The 14471-nt window shown below is 46.2% G+C and carries 14 protein-coding genes and 1 pseudogene; 10 read left to right on the top strand and 5 right to left on the bottom strand.

Annotated features, from left to right (window positions below):
- The first annotated feature begins 24 nt into the window (after positions 1-24).
- Entirely contained in the window at positions 25-2610 is a 2586-nt protein-coding gene (locus tag D5S11_RS15065; RefSeq protein WP_108725086.1) for a YfhO family protein, read from the top strand.
- Here the strand turns inward: D5S11_RS15065 and D5S11_RS15060 are convergent.
- A complete protein-coding gene (locus D5S11_RS15060) occupies positions 2607-3590 on the bottom strand; it encodes a metal-dependent hydrolase (RefSeq protein ID WP_012117123.1) in 984 nt (327 codons plus the stop codon). The two genes, D5S11_RS15065 and D5S11_RS15060, sit on opposite strands and share 4 nt — an antisense overlap.
- A 225-nt stretch (positions 3591-3815) precedes the next feature.
- Between D5S11_RS15060 and mutY the strand changes: the two genes are divergently transcribed.
- Positions 3816-4913 carry an A/G-specific adenine glycosylase gene (mutY, locus tag D5S11_RS15055; RefSeq protein ID WP_032870730.1) on the top strand — a complete coding sequence of 366 codons (1098 nt, stop codon included), beginning with the start codon at positions 3816-3818 and terminating at the stop codon, positions 4911-4913.
- Between the two features lie 6 nt (positions 4914-4919).
- Here mutY and D5S11_RS15050 read toward each other — a convergent pair whose 3' ends face one another.
- Entirely contained in the window at positions 4920-5144 is a 225-nt protein-coding gene (locus tag D5S11_RS15050) for a hypothetical protein (RefSeq protein WP_007408563.1), read from the bottom strand.
- A gap of 81 nt (positions 5145-5225) precedes the next feature.
- On the opposite strand from D5S11_RS15050, the gene fabL reads away from it, so the two are divergent.
- The 5 genes and pseudogenes from fabL to D5S11_RS15025 all read left to right on the top strand — a co-directional run bounded on the left by fabL (position 5226) and on the right by D5S11_RS15025 (position 9133).
- Positions 5226-5978, top strand: a complete 753-nt coding sequence (fabL, locus tag D5S11_RS15045) for an enoyl-[acyl-carrier-protein] reductase FabL (protein WP_032870733.1) — start codon at positions 5226-5228, stop codon at positions 5976-5978.
- An 84-nt stretch (positions 5979-6062) separates the two neighbouring features.
- Positions 6063-6215 (top strand): annotated as a pseudogene (locus tag D5S11_RS15040) (gamma-type small acid-soluble spore protein); the annotation flags it as partial.
- 160 nt (positions 6216-6375) lie between these two features.
- A complete protein-coding gene (locus tag D5S11_RS15035; protein ID WP_003155476.1) occupies positions 6376-6642 on the top strand; it encodes a YgaB family protein in 267 nt (88 codons plus the stop codon).
- 135 nt (positions 6643-6777) lie between these two features.
- Positions 6778-7308 carry a nucleoside tri-diphosphate phosphatase gene (ntdP, locus tag D5S11_RS15030; RefSeq protein WP_003155475.1) on the top strand — a complete coding sequence of 177 codons (531 nt, stop codon included), beginning with the start codon at positions 6778-6780 and terminating at the stop codon, positions 7306-7308.
- Positions 7309-7390: 82 nt separating this feature from the next.
- On the top strand, positions 7391-9133 hold the full coding sequence (locus D5S11_RS15025; protein ID WP_007408565.1) for an ABC transporter ATP-binding protein: 1743 nt from the start codon (positions 7391-7393) through the stop codon (positions 9131-9133).
- A 78-nt stretch (positions 9134-9211) separates the two neighbouring features.
- On the opposite strand, the gene D5S11_RS15020 is transcribed toward D5S11_RS15025, so the two are convergent.
- Both D5S11_RS15020 and D5S11_RS15015 read right to left on the bottom strand, forming a co-directional pair.
- The gene (locus D5S11_RS15020) at positions 9212-10279 is read right to left on the bottom strand and encodes an aromatic acid exporter family protein (protein ID WP_007408566.1); all 1068 of its coding nucleotides are present in this window, start codon (positions 10277-10279) and stop codon (positions 9212-9214) included.
- Positions 10280-10488: 209 nt separating this feature from the next.
- A complete protein-coding gene (locus D5S11_RS15015; RefSeq protein ID WP_053104685.1) occupies positions 10489-11778 on the bottom strand; it encodes a glutamate-1-semialdehyde 2,1-aminomutase in 1290 nt (429 codons plus the stop codon).
- Between the two features lie 157 nt (positions 11779-11935).
- Between D5S11_RS15015 and bcp the strand changes: the two genes are divergently transcribed.
- On the top strand, positions 11936-12409 hold the full coding sequence (bcp, locus tag D5S11_RS15010) for a thioredoxin-dependent thiol peroxidase (RefSeq protein WP_003155466.1): 474 nt from the start codon (positions 11936-11938) through the stop codon (positions 12407-12409).
- 124 nt (positions 12410-12533) lie between these two features.
- Entirely contained in the window at positions 12534-12971 is a 438-nt protein-coding gene (gene perR / locus D5S11_RS15005) for a peroxide-responsive transcriptional repressor PerR (RefSeq protein ID WP_003155465.1), read from the top strand.
- Between the two features lie 34 nt (positions 12972-13005).
- Here the strand turns inward: perR and D5S11_RS15000 are convergent, their stop codons facing one another.
- Positions 13006-13359 (bottom strand): YgzB family protein, encoded by a 354-nt coding sequence (locus D5S11_RS15000; protein ID WP_007408568.1) that lies wholly within the window; start codon positions 13357-13359, stop codon positions 13006-13008.
- Between the two features lie 202 nt (positions 13360-13561).
- Between D5S11_RS15000 and D5S11_RS14995 the strand changes: the two genes are divergently transcribed.
- Complete coding sequence (locus D5S11_RS14995; protein WP_007408569.1) at positions 13562-14446, top strand: nucleotidyltransferase-like protein; 885 nt, start codon at positions 13562-13564, stop codon at positions 14444-14446.
- Positions 14447-14471 lie beyond the last annotated feature (25 nt).

The following is a 14471-nucleotide window of genomic DNA, read 5'->3' as shown; positions in this document are numbered from 1 at the left end:
GTGCGCAGGGTCTGGGGACGTTGTATGAAAAAAAACAAATGGATCTTGCCGGCAGCCTGTGTGCTGGCTGCGGCAGCCGCTCATATTTTTTTCTTAAAAGAGTGGTCGCAAGGCCGCTATATGACGGGGTCTGGAGACGGGATCGCCCAAATGGCGGTCTTCAAAAAGCTGCTGTTTGATCAATATATGAACGGCAGGCTGTTTTACAGCTATTCGTTCGGACTGGGCGGGGGCGTGTACAGTCAGCTCGGCTATTATTTCTCTACTTCTTTTCTATTCCTGTTTATCTCCGCCGCTGTCCGCTTTTTGCAGCTTATTCAGCTGACGGGTGAGGCTGATGCGCTGTTTTGGGCGCAGGCCTCCGTTTTTATCAGCATCGCCAAGCAGAGTTTGATCATATTCACAGCGGCGTGTGTGTTCCGTTATTTCGTCAAACGGACGGTGCCTGCTTTTGCGGGCGCCGTGTTGTACGGGGTCTCGATTATCTACTTCCGGCATGAGGTATATTGGGACTTTTTCACTGACAGTATGGTGTGGCTGCCGTTGCTTGTGTTGGGCGCGGAAAAAATCATCCGGGAAAAAAAGCCGGCGTGGTTTATCTTCGCCTGTGCGCTGACATTGATCAACAACTTTTATTTTGCGTATATTAATCTGATTTTCATCGGCGTTTATATCTTATTCAGGTGGGTGATCCCCCTTGAAGGCAATGAGGCGGAAAGGCTCACTCAATGCAGGATATTTATTCTGTCGGGCCTTCTCGGGTTCGGCATAAGCGCAGTTTCCTTTATTCCTGTCGTATACGGATACCTTCATAATCTGCGGCCTCCGTATTCAGAGCATATTGCATGGCTTGATTTTTCCGACAACATTTTATTTTCTAGCCGGATAATCATCCTGCCGGCGGCTTTTTTGCTTTTTCTATTTACATTTACTTTATACAAAAACCGCTTGTTCCGGCTGTTTGCGGGAATCAGTCTGCTGTATATTCTGTTTCACTTCAGTCCGTTCGCGGCAAGTGCCTTTAACGGTTTTTCAGCTCCGCAGAACAGGTTTGAATACGTCCTGTGCTTCACGATTGCCGGAACGGTTTCAGCCGGGCTTTCTAAGCTTTCAGACATCAGCATGAAGAGTATGCTGATGTCCGCCGTACTCGTCGTTCTGCTCTATTGGAGCCAGGTGAGGCGGTACAGTCTGGATATTTCTGATCACGCCAACCTGCCCGTCATCCTTCTTCTGGTGCTGAGCATAGCCGCTTTCTTTGCAGCAAAGACAAGACTGAAAGGCGCGGTGCCCGCCGTCTATGCCGTCATTTTGCTTACGGCGGTGCTTACGGCTAATACATATGAAAAATATGCTTTATCAGAAGGCGGGAAGATTTATACGGTATCGCATACATTTATGACGGGTGCTGACTATAAAGGCAAAGAGCAATCAGAGCTCATTCAGCGCCTGAAAGAAAAAGACCCTGATCCGTTTGCCCGTTTAGATTGGATGAACGGTGTTTTCAATAACACCCCGATCATATACGGGTTCAACGGATTCAGCGTATACTCAAGTATACTGAACCGCAATCTGCTGTCCTTTTACTGGCACGACCTCCAGATTGACATGGGCAGAGAAAGCGTCAGCCGCTATGCGACATTAGGAAACAGGGCTAATTTATACAGCCTGCTTTACGGAAAATATTATATGACGGAAAAAACAAACGAGGCCGGCGTGCCGTACGGGTTCAAAAAAATCATGGAATCAACCCATTATGCGGTTTATCAAAATCAATATATGCTTCCGTTCGTACGGACAGCCGATCGCGTGTATAACGAGGGCGGCCTGAAAAAAGCGCCCGCCCTTGCCAGGGAACGGGCAATGCTTGACGGGATCGTCATGGAATCAAGCACAACCAACACGAAAAAAGCGACTGAGGCGAAAAATATGATCCGCCATGCAGAGGTAGCGGCCGAACATGGCGATTATCATAACGGCATCCTGACGGTAAACGAAGACGGCGGCGGCCTGATCATTACGCCGCAAGCCGCTAAGATGGACGGCGGCGATTATTACGTCAGCTTTTATTTGAAGAATAAAGCGAAGGACCAGGGCTTTACATTAAAAGTGAACGATTACACGACAACGAGAAAATCGAATCAATCCATTTACAAAACAGGTGTCAACGATCTTACTGTCAGAGTGCCGAAAACAAAAAACATCCAAATCCGTCTGCCGAAAGGATCGTATCAGCTTGACAGACTGGCGCTTTATGAAGAACAATACGATACGCTGAAAAGCGCATACCGAAAAGCGGAAAAAGAACTGCGGGCCGATCTCAGCTGGCGCGGAAATACGCTTCATATCTCGTATGATAACAAAACCCGCGCGCCGTATATCATGCTTCCGATTCCATATGAAAAAGGCTGGGAGCTGAAGATAAACGGCAGGAAAGAGCAGATTAAAAAAGCGGATTATTCCTTCATCGGATTTAAAGCGCAAAAAGGAAAAAACGATATTCAATTAACGTATTACCCGCCGTTTTTTAAACCCGCGGCCGCTCTATCGGTGATCAGCCTCGTGTTTGCGGCTATATATGTGAGAAGACAAAAAAAGCCCGGCTCTTAAACAGAGCCGAGTTTTAATTTTTTCTGCAATTTTTCCTCGCTGAAAATCCAGCCCGTGTAAGAAGAGAGAAGCTCTAAATCATGACTGAGGTGGACGATGGCGACAAAAGGATAGTGGCCTTTGCTCCGGTAGCGTAAATCAATAAAACGCACCTCATAATGATCTTTAAAGGTATCGACCTCCCACCTGTAAACGGGGGAAAATGAAAGAAAGGCTGCAATATTTTCGTCCTGTTTTGCGGCCTTCATTACATCGGTTTCAGGAACGGGCACGCGGTTGAATGTATCCAATATCACGACATGGCCGTCAAGGCTTCTGCCGACATAAAAGGCATGCGCCGTCGTCACGGCGATACGCCACTGCCTGAATTTCATCGTCGGCGAAATAATGATGGTTTCAATCTCCTCTTCAATCATTTCGCGCAGCCTTCGCTTTATCCGCAGCTGCATCAAAAACCGGACGGCGTAATATCCTGTGAGGATGATATAAAGCATCAGAAATGTCACGCCCGGATGACCTCCGATATACCACACGGCAATCGCGGCCAAATGGCTGACGAAAATAAACGGATCAAAGGTATTGATTAAACCGAGAGCGATCCATTTTCTCGAAAACGGGCGGATGGCCTGCGTGCCGTACGCGTTAAAAATGTCAACAAACACATGCAAAACGACAGCGAGAAGCGTCCACAGCCACAGGTGCAAAAAGTTCGCTTCCGGATAAAACATAAACAAAATACCCGGAATCAGAACGGACCAAAATAAAACGGCGGGAATGGAGTGCGTGAACCCTCTATGATTTCGAATATAAACGGCATTATTTTTCAGCTTCAATATGGTATCAATATCAGGTGCCTGAGAGCCGGCAAGAGCGGCGATCATAACTGCCTGAGACATGGGGGTGTGCATGCCGACGGCAGGATCAAGAGTTGCGATTCCGCCAAGCGCGATACCCATGACAACGTGAGTGCCAGTATCCATTGTTGACCTCCTAGCAGGCGTTAACAATCAGTCGCCCGCATATTTCGCATTATAAGATATTCCCCATTTTCTGTTTGCCCAATCATGGCGTTTATCCGCCGTTCTCATATGTTTCCGCTTTTTCTTTATCACTATTTAATGTAACATATTATCGTAACGTGCCCTAAGTTTACACCAAAATACGGTGTCAAGAAAAGCGGAACCCGAAACATCTGAGGAGAAGATATGAACGCACTTGAAGAAAAAATGAAACAAAAAGATATAGACAAATTTCGCGAGGACTTAATTACATGGTTCGAAAGAGAACAGAGAATTCTGCCGTGGAGAGAAAATCAGGACCCGTATCGGGTGTGGGTGTCAGAGGTGATGCTGCAGCAGACGCGCGTAGAAACCGTTATCCCTTATTTCCGGCGGTTTGTTGAGCAATTTCCGACCGTTTCGGCGCTCGCTGAAGCCGATGAGGAAAAAGTGCTCAAAGCCTGGGAAGGGCTGGGTTATTACTCCCGTGTAAGAAATCTGCAAAGTGCCGTAAAAGAAGTGCATGAGCGGTACGGGGGAGTCGTCCCTGCCGAGGAAAAGGAATTTGGCGGACTGAAAGGCGTCGGCCCTTATACAAAAGGCGCCGTGCTCAGCATCGCATACAACAAACCGATCCCCGCCGTAGACGGCAATGTGATGCGTGTCATGTCGAGAATTCTTTCCATATGGGACGATATCGCAAAACCTAAAACCAGAACCATTTTCGAACAGGCGGTATCCGCTTTCATTTCTCATGAAAAACCATCTGAATTCAATCAGGGTTTAATGGAGCTCGGCGCGATCATCTGCACCCCGAAATCGCCGTCCTGCCTGCTTTGCCCCGTACAAAAGCACTGCTCGGCATTTGCGGAAGGGACAGAGCGGGAGCTGCCCGTTAAAAGCAAAAAGAAAAAGCCCGGAATAAAAACAATGGCAGCCGTTGTGCTGACAGACGATCAAGACGATGTCTATATTCATAAACGGCCGCCAAAAGGCTTGCTCGCCAACTTGTGGGAGTTTCCGAATACCGAAACCCAGAAAGGAATCAAAACCGAAAGAGAGCAGCTTGAAGCCTATTTAGAAAAAGAGATGGGAACAACCGCTGAAATCGGGGAGCTGGAAGGTATCGTAGAACATGTTTTCACCCATCTCGTCTGGAATATTTCGGTCTTTTTCGGTAAAGTAAAACAAGTGTCGGATACAACGGAATTCATACGGGTCACAAAAGAGGAGCTCGAGGAATACGCATTTCCCGTTTCCCATCAAAAGATATGGAAAATGGCGGAAGAAAGCGGCCGCCTGTAAAAAGCGTCAGTCATAGCTGACGCGAGTGCCGTGGCCGTAATCCGCTTCATTCCGTTTCAGTCCGCCGCGGGCTTCGATTTCCTGAATCAGTTCCCGGTATTTGGACTGGCCTTCTTCGTTTAAATACGGCATAATTTGCTGGAAGGCATGATGGAAATAGGCGAGCTCTGAATCTCTCCAATCTTTTTTGGGCATCATGGCCAATTCGCCCATATCACGTCCGACATACATATAAAAGACCCCTTTCAACACATATTGCTTTTATTGTTTGTTGAATGAAAAGAACTATACACAGCAAGGAGCTGAGGAAAAATGGAACAAAATAAATGCGCACTGATCACGGGAAGCAGCCGAGGCGTCGGGAAAGCAGCCGCCATCAGACTCGCGGAAAAAGGATACAACATCGTCATCAATTACGCCCGCAGTAAAAAAGCGGCATTAGAAACCGCCGAAGAAATTGAAAAACTCGGCGTTAAAACGCTCGTCATTAAAGCCAATGTCGGCCAGCCGGCAAAAATCAAAGACATGTTCCGCCAGATTGACGAAACATTCGGCAGACTGGACGTGTTCGTCAATAATGCGGCTTCAGGCGTGCTGAGACCGGTCATGGAACTCGAAGAAACACACTGGGACTGGACGATGAATATCAATGCGAAAGCATTGCTTTTCTGCGCCCAGGAAGCGGCAAAGATGATGGAGAAAAACGGAGGCGGCCACATCGTCAGCATCAGCTCGCTCGGCAGCATCCGCTATCTTGAAAACTATACGACGGTCGGAGTCTCAAAAGCCGCTTTAGAATCGTTAACCCGTTATCTGGCGGTTGAGCTGTCTTCGAAAAATATCATCGTAAACGCGGTGTCAGGCGGAGCGATTGATACGGACGCGCTGAAGCATTTCCCTAACAGAGATGAACTGCTGGAAGATGCCCGCCAAAATACGCCGGCCGGCAGAATGGTCGAAATTAAAGATATGATCGATACGGTGGAGTTTTTAGTTTCTTCAAAAGCGGACATGATCCGCGGCCAGACCATCATTATTGACGGCGGACGTTCTCTGCTCGTATAAGTTTTAAAAAAAGATGAATAGCCTTATCGTCTCCTGCGCATTCTAAAGTGCGTGGAGGTGATAACAATGGCAAACTCAAAATACAGCAAAACAGACGTTCAGCAGGTGAAAAGACAAAACCAGCAATCAGCTTCCGGTCAGGGTCAATACGGCACTGAATTCGGCAGTGAAACTGATGCGCAGCAGGTTAGAAAGCAAAACCAATCTGCTGAACAAAACAAACAGCAAAACAGCTAATCACTGAAACGAAAAAGCACTTCATCTTCGGATGGAAGTGCTTTTTTCTGTTGCCAAAACGACAAAACTTGTGATTCCTCTACAGAATGAGTCAAAGGGTTTTCCGGCGTAAAATCGAAATGGTAAGGAGTATCAACCTAAAAGCCTAAGGAGGAACCCGATGTCAGAGTTTGAAAAGCTTGTAAGTGAACAGATGAAAATCATGGATCAGCTTCTCGAGTTGCAGTCAGAACTTGACCGCTGCCGGCAGGTGGAAGCGGAACTCATCAGTCTGGAAAGAGATGCAAAGCTGGACAATGTACAGGACGAAATTGCGACAAAGCGAAAAGACCTGGCCGGCATACAGGAGTTATTCCAAAGGCAGACAGAGCAAGTCATCCAGTCTTATCGCAGCACGGAAAAGCCGTCTTCCTATGTGCAGAAATGAATGTGCCATTCCGGAAGCGGAGTGGTTCTTTTATTTTCATTTTTTAATTCGTAACGTTATAATAGTGAAAAGACTTGTCGGAAAGCAATTGCGGCTGCATTGACTGCAGGGCTTTACAGAAAGTAGGGGAGAAATATGGGATATCCCAAGGAAGGAGAAACCATTCAAATTCACAGCTATAAGCATAACGGGCTGCTTCATCGAATTTGGAATGAAACGACGATTTTAAAAAGTACGGAATTGTGTATCATCGGAGCCAACGACCGGACAATGGTGACGGAATCCGACGGACGGACGTGGGTGACGAGAGAACCGGCGATCTGCTACTTTCATGCCCGTCAGTGGTTTAACGTCATCGGAATGCTGAGAGATGACGGGGTACACTATTATTGCAACATCAGCTCGCCGTTCGCTTATGACGGAGAGGCCATCAAATATATTGATTACGATTTGGATGTCAAGGTGTTTCCGGATATGACGTATAACATTCTTGACGAGGATGAATACGATGACCACCGCAAATCAATGAATTACCCTAAAGAGATCGACAGCATTCTGAAGGAGTATCTGAATACGCTGCTGCACTGGATTCATCAGCGGAAAGGACCGTTTGCTCCGGAATTTGTTGATATGTGGTATGAACGGTATCTGCGCTATACAAAATAAAGAATACAATAAAAAACCTGTTGGGGTGTCAACAGGTTTTTCACATGGGCTCACACGCCTTAAAGAGAGAGGGGGATAAAGTGTGGGCGTAATCAGACGCTATATGCAATTTGTAAAACCTTATAAAAAACAAATTTTAATCACAGTGTTAATCGGCATCATAAAATTCTCCATCCCGCTGGCTCTCCCGCTTCTGTTAAAATACGTGGTCGATGACATTATTCAAGGGAGCGGAACGGCAAGCGCTAAAACATCATCGCTATTCACGATAATGGGCATCATGTTCGTGCTGTTTTTAATTCTGCGTCCCCCGGTAGAGTACTATCGGCAATACTTCGCGCAATGGACGGGCAGCCGGGTGCTCTATGATATCAGGGGAGTATTGTTTGATCATATTCAAAAATTGAGCCTGAGGTTTTATGCCAACACGAGAACGGGCGAAGTCATTTCCCGGGTGATAAATGATGTCGAACAGACAAAAGACTTTGTCATAACGGGACTGATGAATATCTGGCTTGATATGATGACGGTGCTGATCGTCATCTGCATTATGTTTACACTCGATGTCAAGCTGACATTGATATCTGTCATTTTGTTTCCGTTATACGGAATTTCAGTGAAATACTTTTACGGCCGTCTCCGAAAACTGACACGGGAGCGTTCTCAGGCACTCGCCCAAGTTCAGGGACATTTGCACGAACGAGTTCAGGGGATGCCCGTCATCAGAAGTTTTGCCATTGAAGATTATGAACAAGCCAATTTTGATGAAAAAAACGGACATTTTCTGGACAGAGCGATCCGTCATACGAATTGGAACGCAAAAACGTTTGCAGTCGTGAATACCATTACGGATTTGGCGCCGCTGCTCGTTATCGCGTTTGCGGGTTATTTTGTCATAAACGGTCCGCTGACGGTAGGGACGATGGTTGCGTTCGTCGGCTATATTGACAGAATGTACAATCCGGTCAGAAGATTGATCAACTCATCGACGACGCTGACCCAGTCGATCGCTTCAATGGACCGCATATTTGAATTTATCGACGAGCCGTATGAACTGACTGATAAACCGAATGCAGTAAAAGCTGACGGCATTAAGGGCGAAGTTGAATTCCGAAATGTCTCGTTCCGTTATGAGGAAGGAAAAGAAACGATTTTGCAGGACGTTTCCTTAAAGGTGACAAAAGGGGAAACCGTCGCGCTCGTCGGGATGAGCGGCGGCGGTAAATCGACGCTTGTCAGCCTCATACCGCGTTTTTATGATGTATCCGGCGGCAGCCTGCTGATTGACGGCACAGATATTCGCGATTATGAAGCGAGAAGCCTCCGCAATCAAGTCGGAATGGTGCTTCAGGATACGTTTCTGTTCAGTGAGACGATTCGTGAAAATATCGCCATCGGTAAACCGGGAGCGTCTCTGGATGAGGTGGTTGCGGCTGCGAAAGCGGCAAATGCCCATGAATTTATTATGAATTTCCCCGAAGGCTATGAAACCAAAGTCGGCGAACGGGGCGTCAAATTGTCAGGCGGGCAGAAACAGCGGATTTCCATCGCGCGTGTATTCTTAAAAAATCCGCCGCTGTTAATCTTGGATGAAGCGACATCGGCTCTTGATCTGGAAAGTGAACACTACATTCAGGAAGCGATGGAAAAGCTTGCGAAAAACCGGACGACATTTATCGTCGCCCACAGGCTGTCCACGATTACGCACGCGGATAAAATTGTCGTCATGGAAAACGGCGCTGTCGTCGAAACCGGCACGCACGAGGAATTAATGGCCCAAGGCGGCCAGTACAGACACTTATTTACGATTCAGAATTTGAACTGATACAAAAACGTATGCCGTCCGAATGGGCGGCATACGTTTTTTTTAATGCAAAAAAACCCGGTTATCTAGAGCACCGGGTTACTCATCATCGTCTGTTTCTAATTCGCTGTCTTTCGGGTGGTATGTCTGAAAACTCGTAATTAATGTATCGAGATGCTCCAGCTGCTCGCGGTATTCCGCAACCGCAGCCATAATGCTGAGCATATTGTAATCAAGCAGTTCATCCTCGCAGTTCTGCTGATTTTTCAAGAAAGACTTCGTCAAAAGCTGTTTATATCTTATGCTTTCTTCAGCATCGTCATCATGCGGTTTGATCTTGCCGACCGTCCGCATCAGAATCCTTTCATGCCAATGAAGCAGATAATCAATTTCTTCTGTCAGCGTCTCCTGAAATTCCTCCGGCATATGATAAATTTCGTTTTCATAGCGGTGCAGCTTTTTCAGCGTATCAAGCGCCCGATTCGCCGTAATAATCGCCTGTCTGAACAATACAAGCTTGCGCGACTTTACATACGTCGTTTTCTTAAAGTAGCTTCTCTCCTCTTTATAAAGAAGGTACGTATGATCAAGCTTCATCATCTTTTCCTTCAGCTTCTCAATATCCTCTTTCAATATCGAGTGTTCCGTGGACTGACGCATCGTCAGCCTGATCCATTTCATGATCTCATCGGTATATTCAACCGTATGATGAGTCAGCTTCGTTTCGTATTTCGGCGGAAGAAACACAAGGTTCACAATAAAAGAAGACAGCACGCCTAAAATAACGGTGCTTGTTCGTATCAGAGCGAACGTCAGGAAGCTGTTTCCCGGTGTTTCTAAAATTGCGATAACCGTCACGAGCGCAATCGAAATGGTGTGTTCAATTTTCAGTTTTAACATGATCGTGATGACAATCACTGCGGTCAATCCGATCATAATCGGACTCGGTCCGAAAATCAGTCCGAATGCCGTAGCAATGACAGCGCCGATGATATTTGCCTGAACCTGATCAATAATGATAAGAAAAGACCTGTAAATAGAGGGCTGTATGGCAAATATGGCTGCAATCCCGGCAAAGATCGGCGACGGAAGTCCGATCCATGATGCTAAGTAGAGCGCGAGCGTAATCGCAATCCCTGTTTTAAAAATGCGGGCACCAAGTTTCATTGGTTTGTGCGTGCATTCCTTTCTCTAATAAATTATGTGCCGAACGAACGGCTGACACTTACATTTCCCTGTCGGCTGATTTGCTAAACAATAAAGTAATATACAGGGATCATACCGATTATTCAAGGTCTTTTTTTGAAAAAACCATTATCTCACAAATCGGACAAAAAGAAAAAGCGGAAGCCCCGGGCTCCCGCTTGTTTCAGCAGTTATTTTTTCATATGTCTGAACGCATCTTCAACGGCTTGTAAAGTGGCGTCGATATCCTCTTCAGTATGTGCGGTTGTGATAAACCAAGCTTCATACTTCGATGGAGCGAGATTGATGCCGCGCTCAAGCATCAGCTTGAAGAACTTGGCGAATGCTTCTCCGTCCGTATTTTCCGCCTGCTCGTAATTGACGATCTTTTCATCAGTGAAGTAAACCGTGAGCGCGCCTTTTAAACGGTTGACGGTGATGGTAATGCCGTGTGTCTCCGCATGGGCGAGAATGCCGTGCTCAAGTCTGGCGCCGAGCTCATCAAGCCGCTCATAAACGCCTTCTTCCTTCAGCACTTCCAGGCAGGCGATGCCTGATAGGATAGATGCCGGGTTTCCGGCCATTGTGCCGGCTTGATATGCCGGGCCGAGCGGAGCAACCTGCTCCATGATCTCTTTTTTGCCTCCGTAAGCGCCGATCGGCAAGCCGCCCCCGATAATTTTACCGAGCGCCGTTAAATCAGGCTTCACTTGAAGAAGATCCTGCGCGCCTCCGTACATAAAACGGAACGCCGTGATCACTTCATCATAAATGACGAGCGCGCCCGCTTTATGGGTCAATTCATTTACCTGTTCTAAAAATCCTTCTTCAGGTTCAACGATGCCGAAGTTGCCGACGATCGGCTCGACGAGAACCGCTGCAATTTCTGAACCCCACTTATCCAGCGCGGCTTTGTAGCTTTCAATATCATTGAAAGGAACGGTAATCACCTCATTGGCGATGCTTTTCGGCACGCCGGCGGAATCAGGAGTGCCGAGCGTAGACGGACCGGAACCCGCAGCGACAAGTACGAGATCAGAATGGCCGTGATAGCAGCCGGCGAATTTAATGATTTTTGTCCGGCCTGTATAAGCGCGTGCAACCCGGATCGTTGTCATTACCGCTTCAGTGCCTGAGTTTACGAATCGTACTTTATCAAGTGAAGGAATGGCCTCCTTCAGCATTTTGGCGAAAGTGACCTCATGTTTGGTCGGCGTCCCGTACAGCACGCCGTTTTCAGCCGCTGTTTTAATCGCTTCAGTAATATGCGGATGGGCATGTCCGGTAATAATCGGGCCGTAAGCCGCTAAATAATCGATATACTGATTCCCGTCTACATCCCAGAAATAAGCGCCGTTCGCTTTTTCCATCGCAACGGGTGAACCGCCGCCTACCGCTTTATAGGATCTGGACGGGCTGTTCACGCCTCCGACGATATGCTCTAACGCTTCCTTATGAAGTTCAACTGATTTTGTATACAAAAAATGACCCTCCTAATATCTCCTTACATCATGTTCTATTGTAGCATGCTTCATTGCGAGCACAACGGTTCATGCTTCCAGAAAAGAGCGGAAGGATAACGGTTGTAATCTTAACGTGAATTGGATACGCTTAATAAAAAACCCGGAGGTATAAGAAATGACGATTGAAATCGGACAAACAGCACCGGATATGAAATTAGTGAATGACAGCGGGGAAGAAGTAGCATTGACGGATTTTAAAGGGAAGTACGTCGTTCTCTATTTTTATCCGAAAGACATGACACCCGGATGCACGACGGAAGCATGTGATTTCCGTGATCAGCACGAAAGTTTCGCGGGACTTGATGCGGTTATTATCGGAGTAAGCCCTGACAGCCGTGATAAACATGAAAAATTTAAGCAAAAACACGATCTTCCTTTCCAGCTCCTCGTTGATGATGAGCACAAATTGGCGGAAGCTTTTGATGTGTGGAAGCTGAAAAAGAATTTTGGGAAAGAATATATGGGTATCGAGCGATCCACTTTTTTGTTAGATAAAGAAGGCCGTCTTGTGAAGGAGTGGAGAAAGGTAAAAGTGAAAGATCACGTTGCCGAGGCGCTTCGAGAATTGGAACAAATTGCGTCTAATTAATGGACAAATGCTGAACTCACGGGGTTTTCTTCAGATTACATTTGACAGGAGACCGGAAAAAGATGTACACTAATTATAAACATTATAAAGTAAGAATCTTTTTTAGAAGAGAGGTGCATGACGGATGGCTGCACATGAATTAAAAGAAGCCTTAGACACGTTGAAGGATACGGGAGTCCGGATTACTCCTCAACGTCATGCCATTCTGGAATATCTCGTGGATTCTATGGCACATCCGACAGCGGACGATATATATAAAGCCTTGGAAGGGAAATTCCCTAATATGAGTGTTGCGACAGTGTATAACAATTTGCGTGTATTCCGGGAAGCGGGGCTTGTAAAGGAACTGACGTACGGAGATGCGTCCAGCAGATTTGACTTTGTCACCTCTGACCATTATCACGCCATTTGTGAAAGCTGCGGAAAAATCGTAGACTTCCATTATCCCGGGCTTGACGAAGTGGAACAGCTTGCGGCTCACGTCACGGGGTTTAAGGTAAGCCACCACCGTTTGGAGATTTACGGCGTCTGCCAAGAATGTTCCAAAAAAGAAAACCACTAAACGAAGCTGACCGCTTTGATACGGTCAGCTTCGTTTATTTTACACTGTTTTTTCTGTTATAAGACTCATCGAACGCTTTGCCTTCCAATCCTTTATCCAATGTAAGCGGCTCTCTGCAATGCATGCACATATCCACTCTGCCCAGAATCTTCGTTTCTTTCTCGCAAGCGGGGCACATCACCCGGACCGCTTTTGTGGACAGCATGCCGATCCAAAAATAAACGGCGGTGCTGAGCCCGATCGACAGCAGGCCGAGAATCATAAACAAGCTGGCAAGCAAAACAGACTGCTTAAAGAACAGCCCGATGTACATAATGATAAACCCAACGAAAACCAAACTTAACGCAAACGTTCTGATCTTATTAATTTTGCTTGAGTATTTCGCCATGTCCATCCCCCTCTCGTTTAACTATAGCACAAAACAGATGGCATATTCTTCATGTTTTCGTAAGAAAAGGGAAGAATAAATATGGAACCTGAAAGGAAATTTGTTATAATAGTGCAATGTGTTTAGAAAAAAGGACTTTCATGTTTTATCATAGAAATGTAGAAACAATAGCTAGTGAAACAATCGCATTGGAGGAATCGTAATGGACAATCTTCTCCGTCCAATTTACCAAGAAAGAGCAAGTCATCCCGATACGCTGGCCGTCCTTATGATTGAGAGAAGGAGTAAAGCATCATCCATCACGGATAACTTTGATGCGGTCATGCTTGTCATTGTCAAACAGGCTGATGAACCTCTTTTTATAAAGCATTATGAATTCGAACAAAAAACCGCTTCTTTACATATTGTAACGGATGCTCTGCTTCAGGAATGGATTCTGCTTGGGACCAATAGAAGAGTCATAGATTGGATCATCAACGGCAAAGTGCTGTTTGACCGCAATGAATATATATCTGAACTCAATGACCGGCTCAGCACTTTTCCTTTCGCCGAGCGGAAATTAAAGATCGGAATGGAATACGGCAAGCTGATCAGAAGATTTGTAGAAGGAAAAGCGTTTTTTGAAGCTGATCATTTTCTGGATGCATATTATGCGGTAGTGCATGCTCTTCACCACTTGGCCCGCATAGAAGTGATTGACCGGGGGTTTTATCCCGAAACGACAGTCTGGAACCAGGTCCGTCACATTGAGCCGCAGGTATATAAGCTATATTCCGAACTTGTCGAGAGTCACGAAAGTTTGGAGAAAAGACTCGAATTATTATTCTTAGCAAATGATTTTCTCATCCATTCAAAAGCTGAAATCGGTTCTGCGCACCTTTTTCAAGTGATGAAAGAAAAAGAAATGTGGCAGTTTGGAGAATTGCTTCAGCACCCTGAACTGGTGCACTTCACCCAAGATCTTGGTGTCATGCTTGATTACCTGACGGAAAAAGGCTTTGTTGAAGTATCTCAAATAGAGACCAAAGGGCAGGAAGTATATCATCGAGGATATTCTTTCAAAAAAAGTGTTGACGCTGAATCATAGGCATGGTATATTATTAAACGTCGCT

Origin of the sequence: Bacillus sp. L75, assembly GCF_003676355.1 — a bacterium.
Taxonomy (GTDB): Bacteria; Bacillota; Bacilli; order Bacillales; family Bacillaceae; genus Bacillus; species Bacillus velezensis.
Note: the sequence above shows the minus strand (reverse complement) of the source record. Positions and strands in the feature narration are given on the sequence as shown.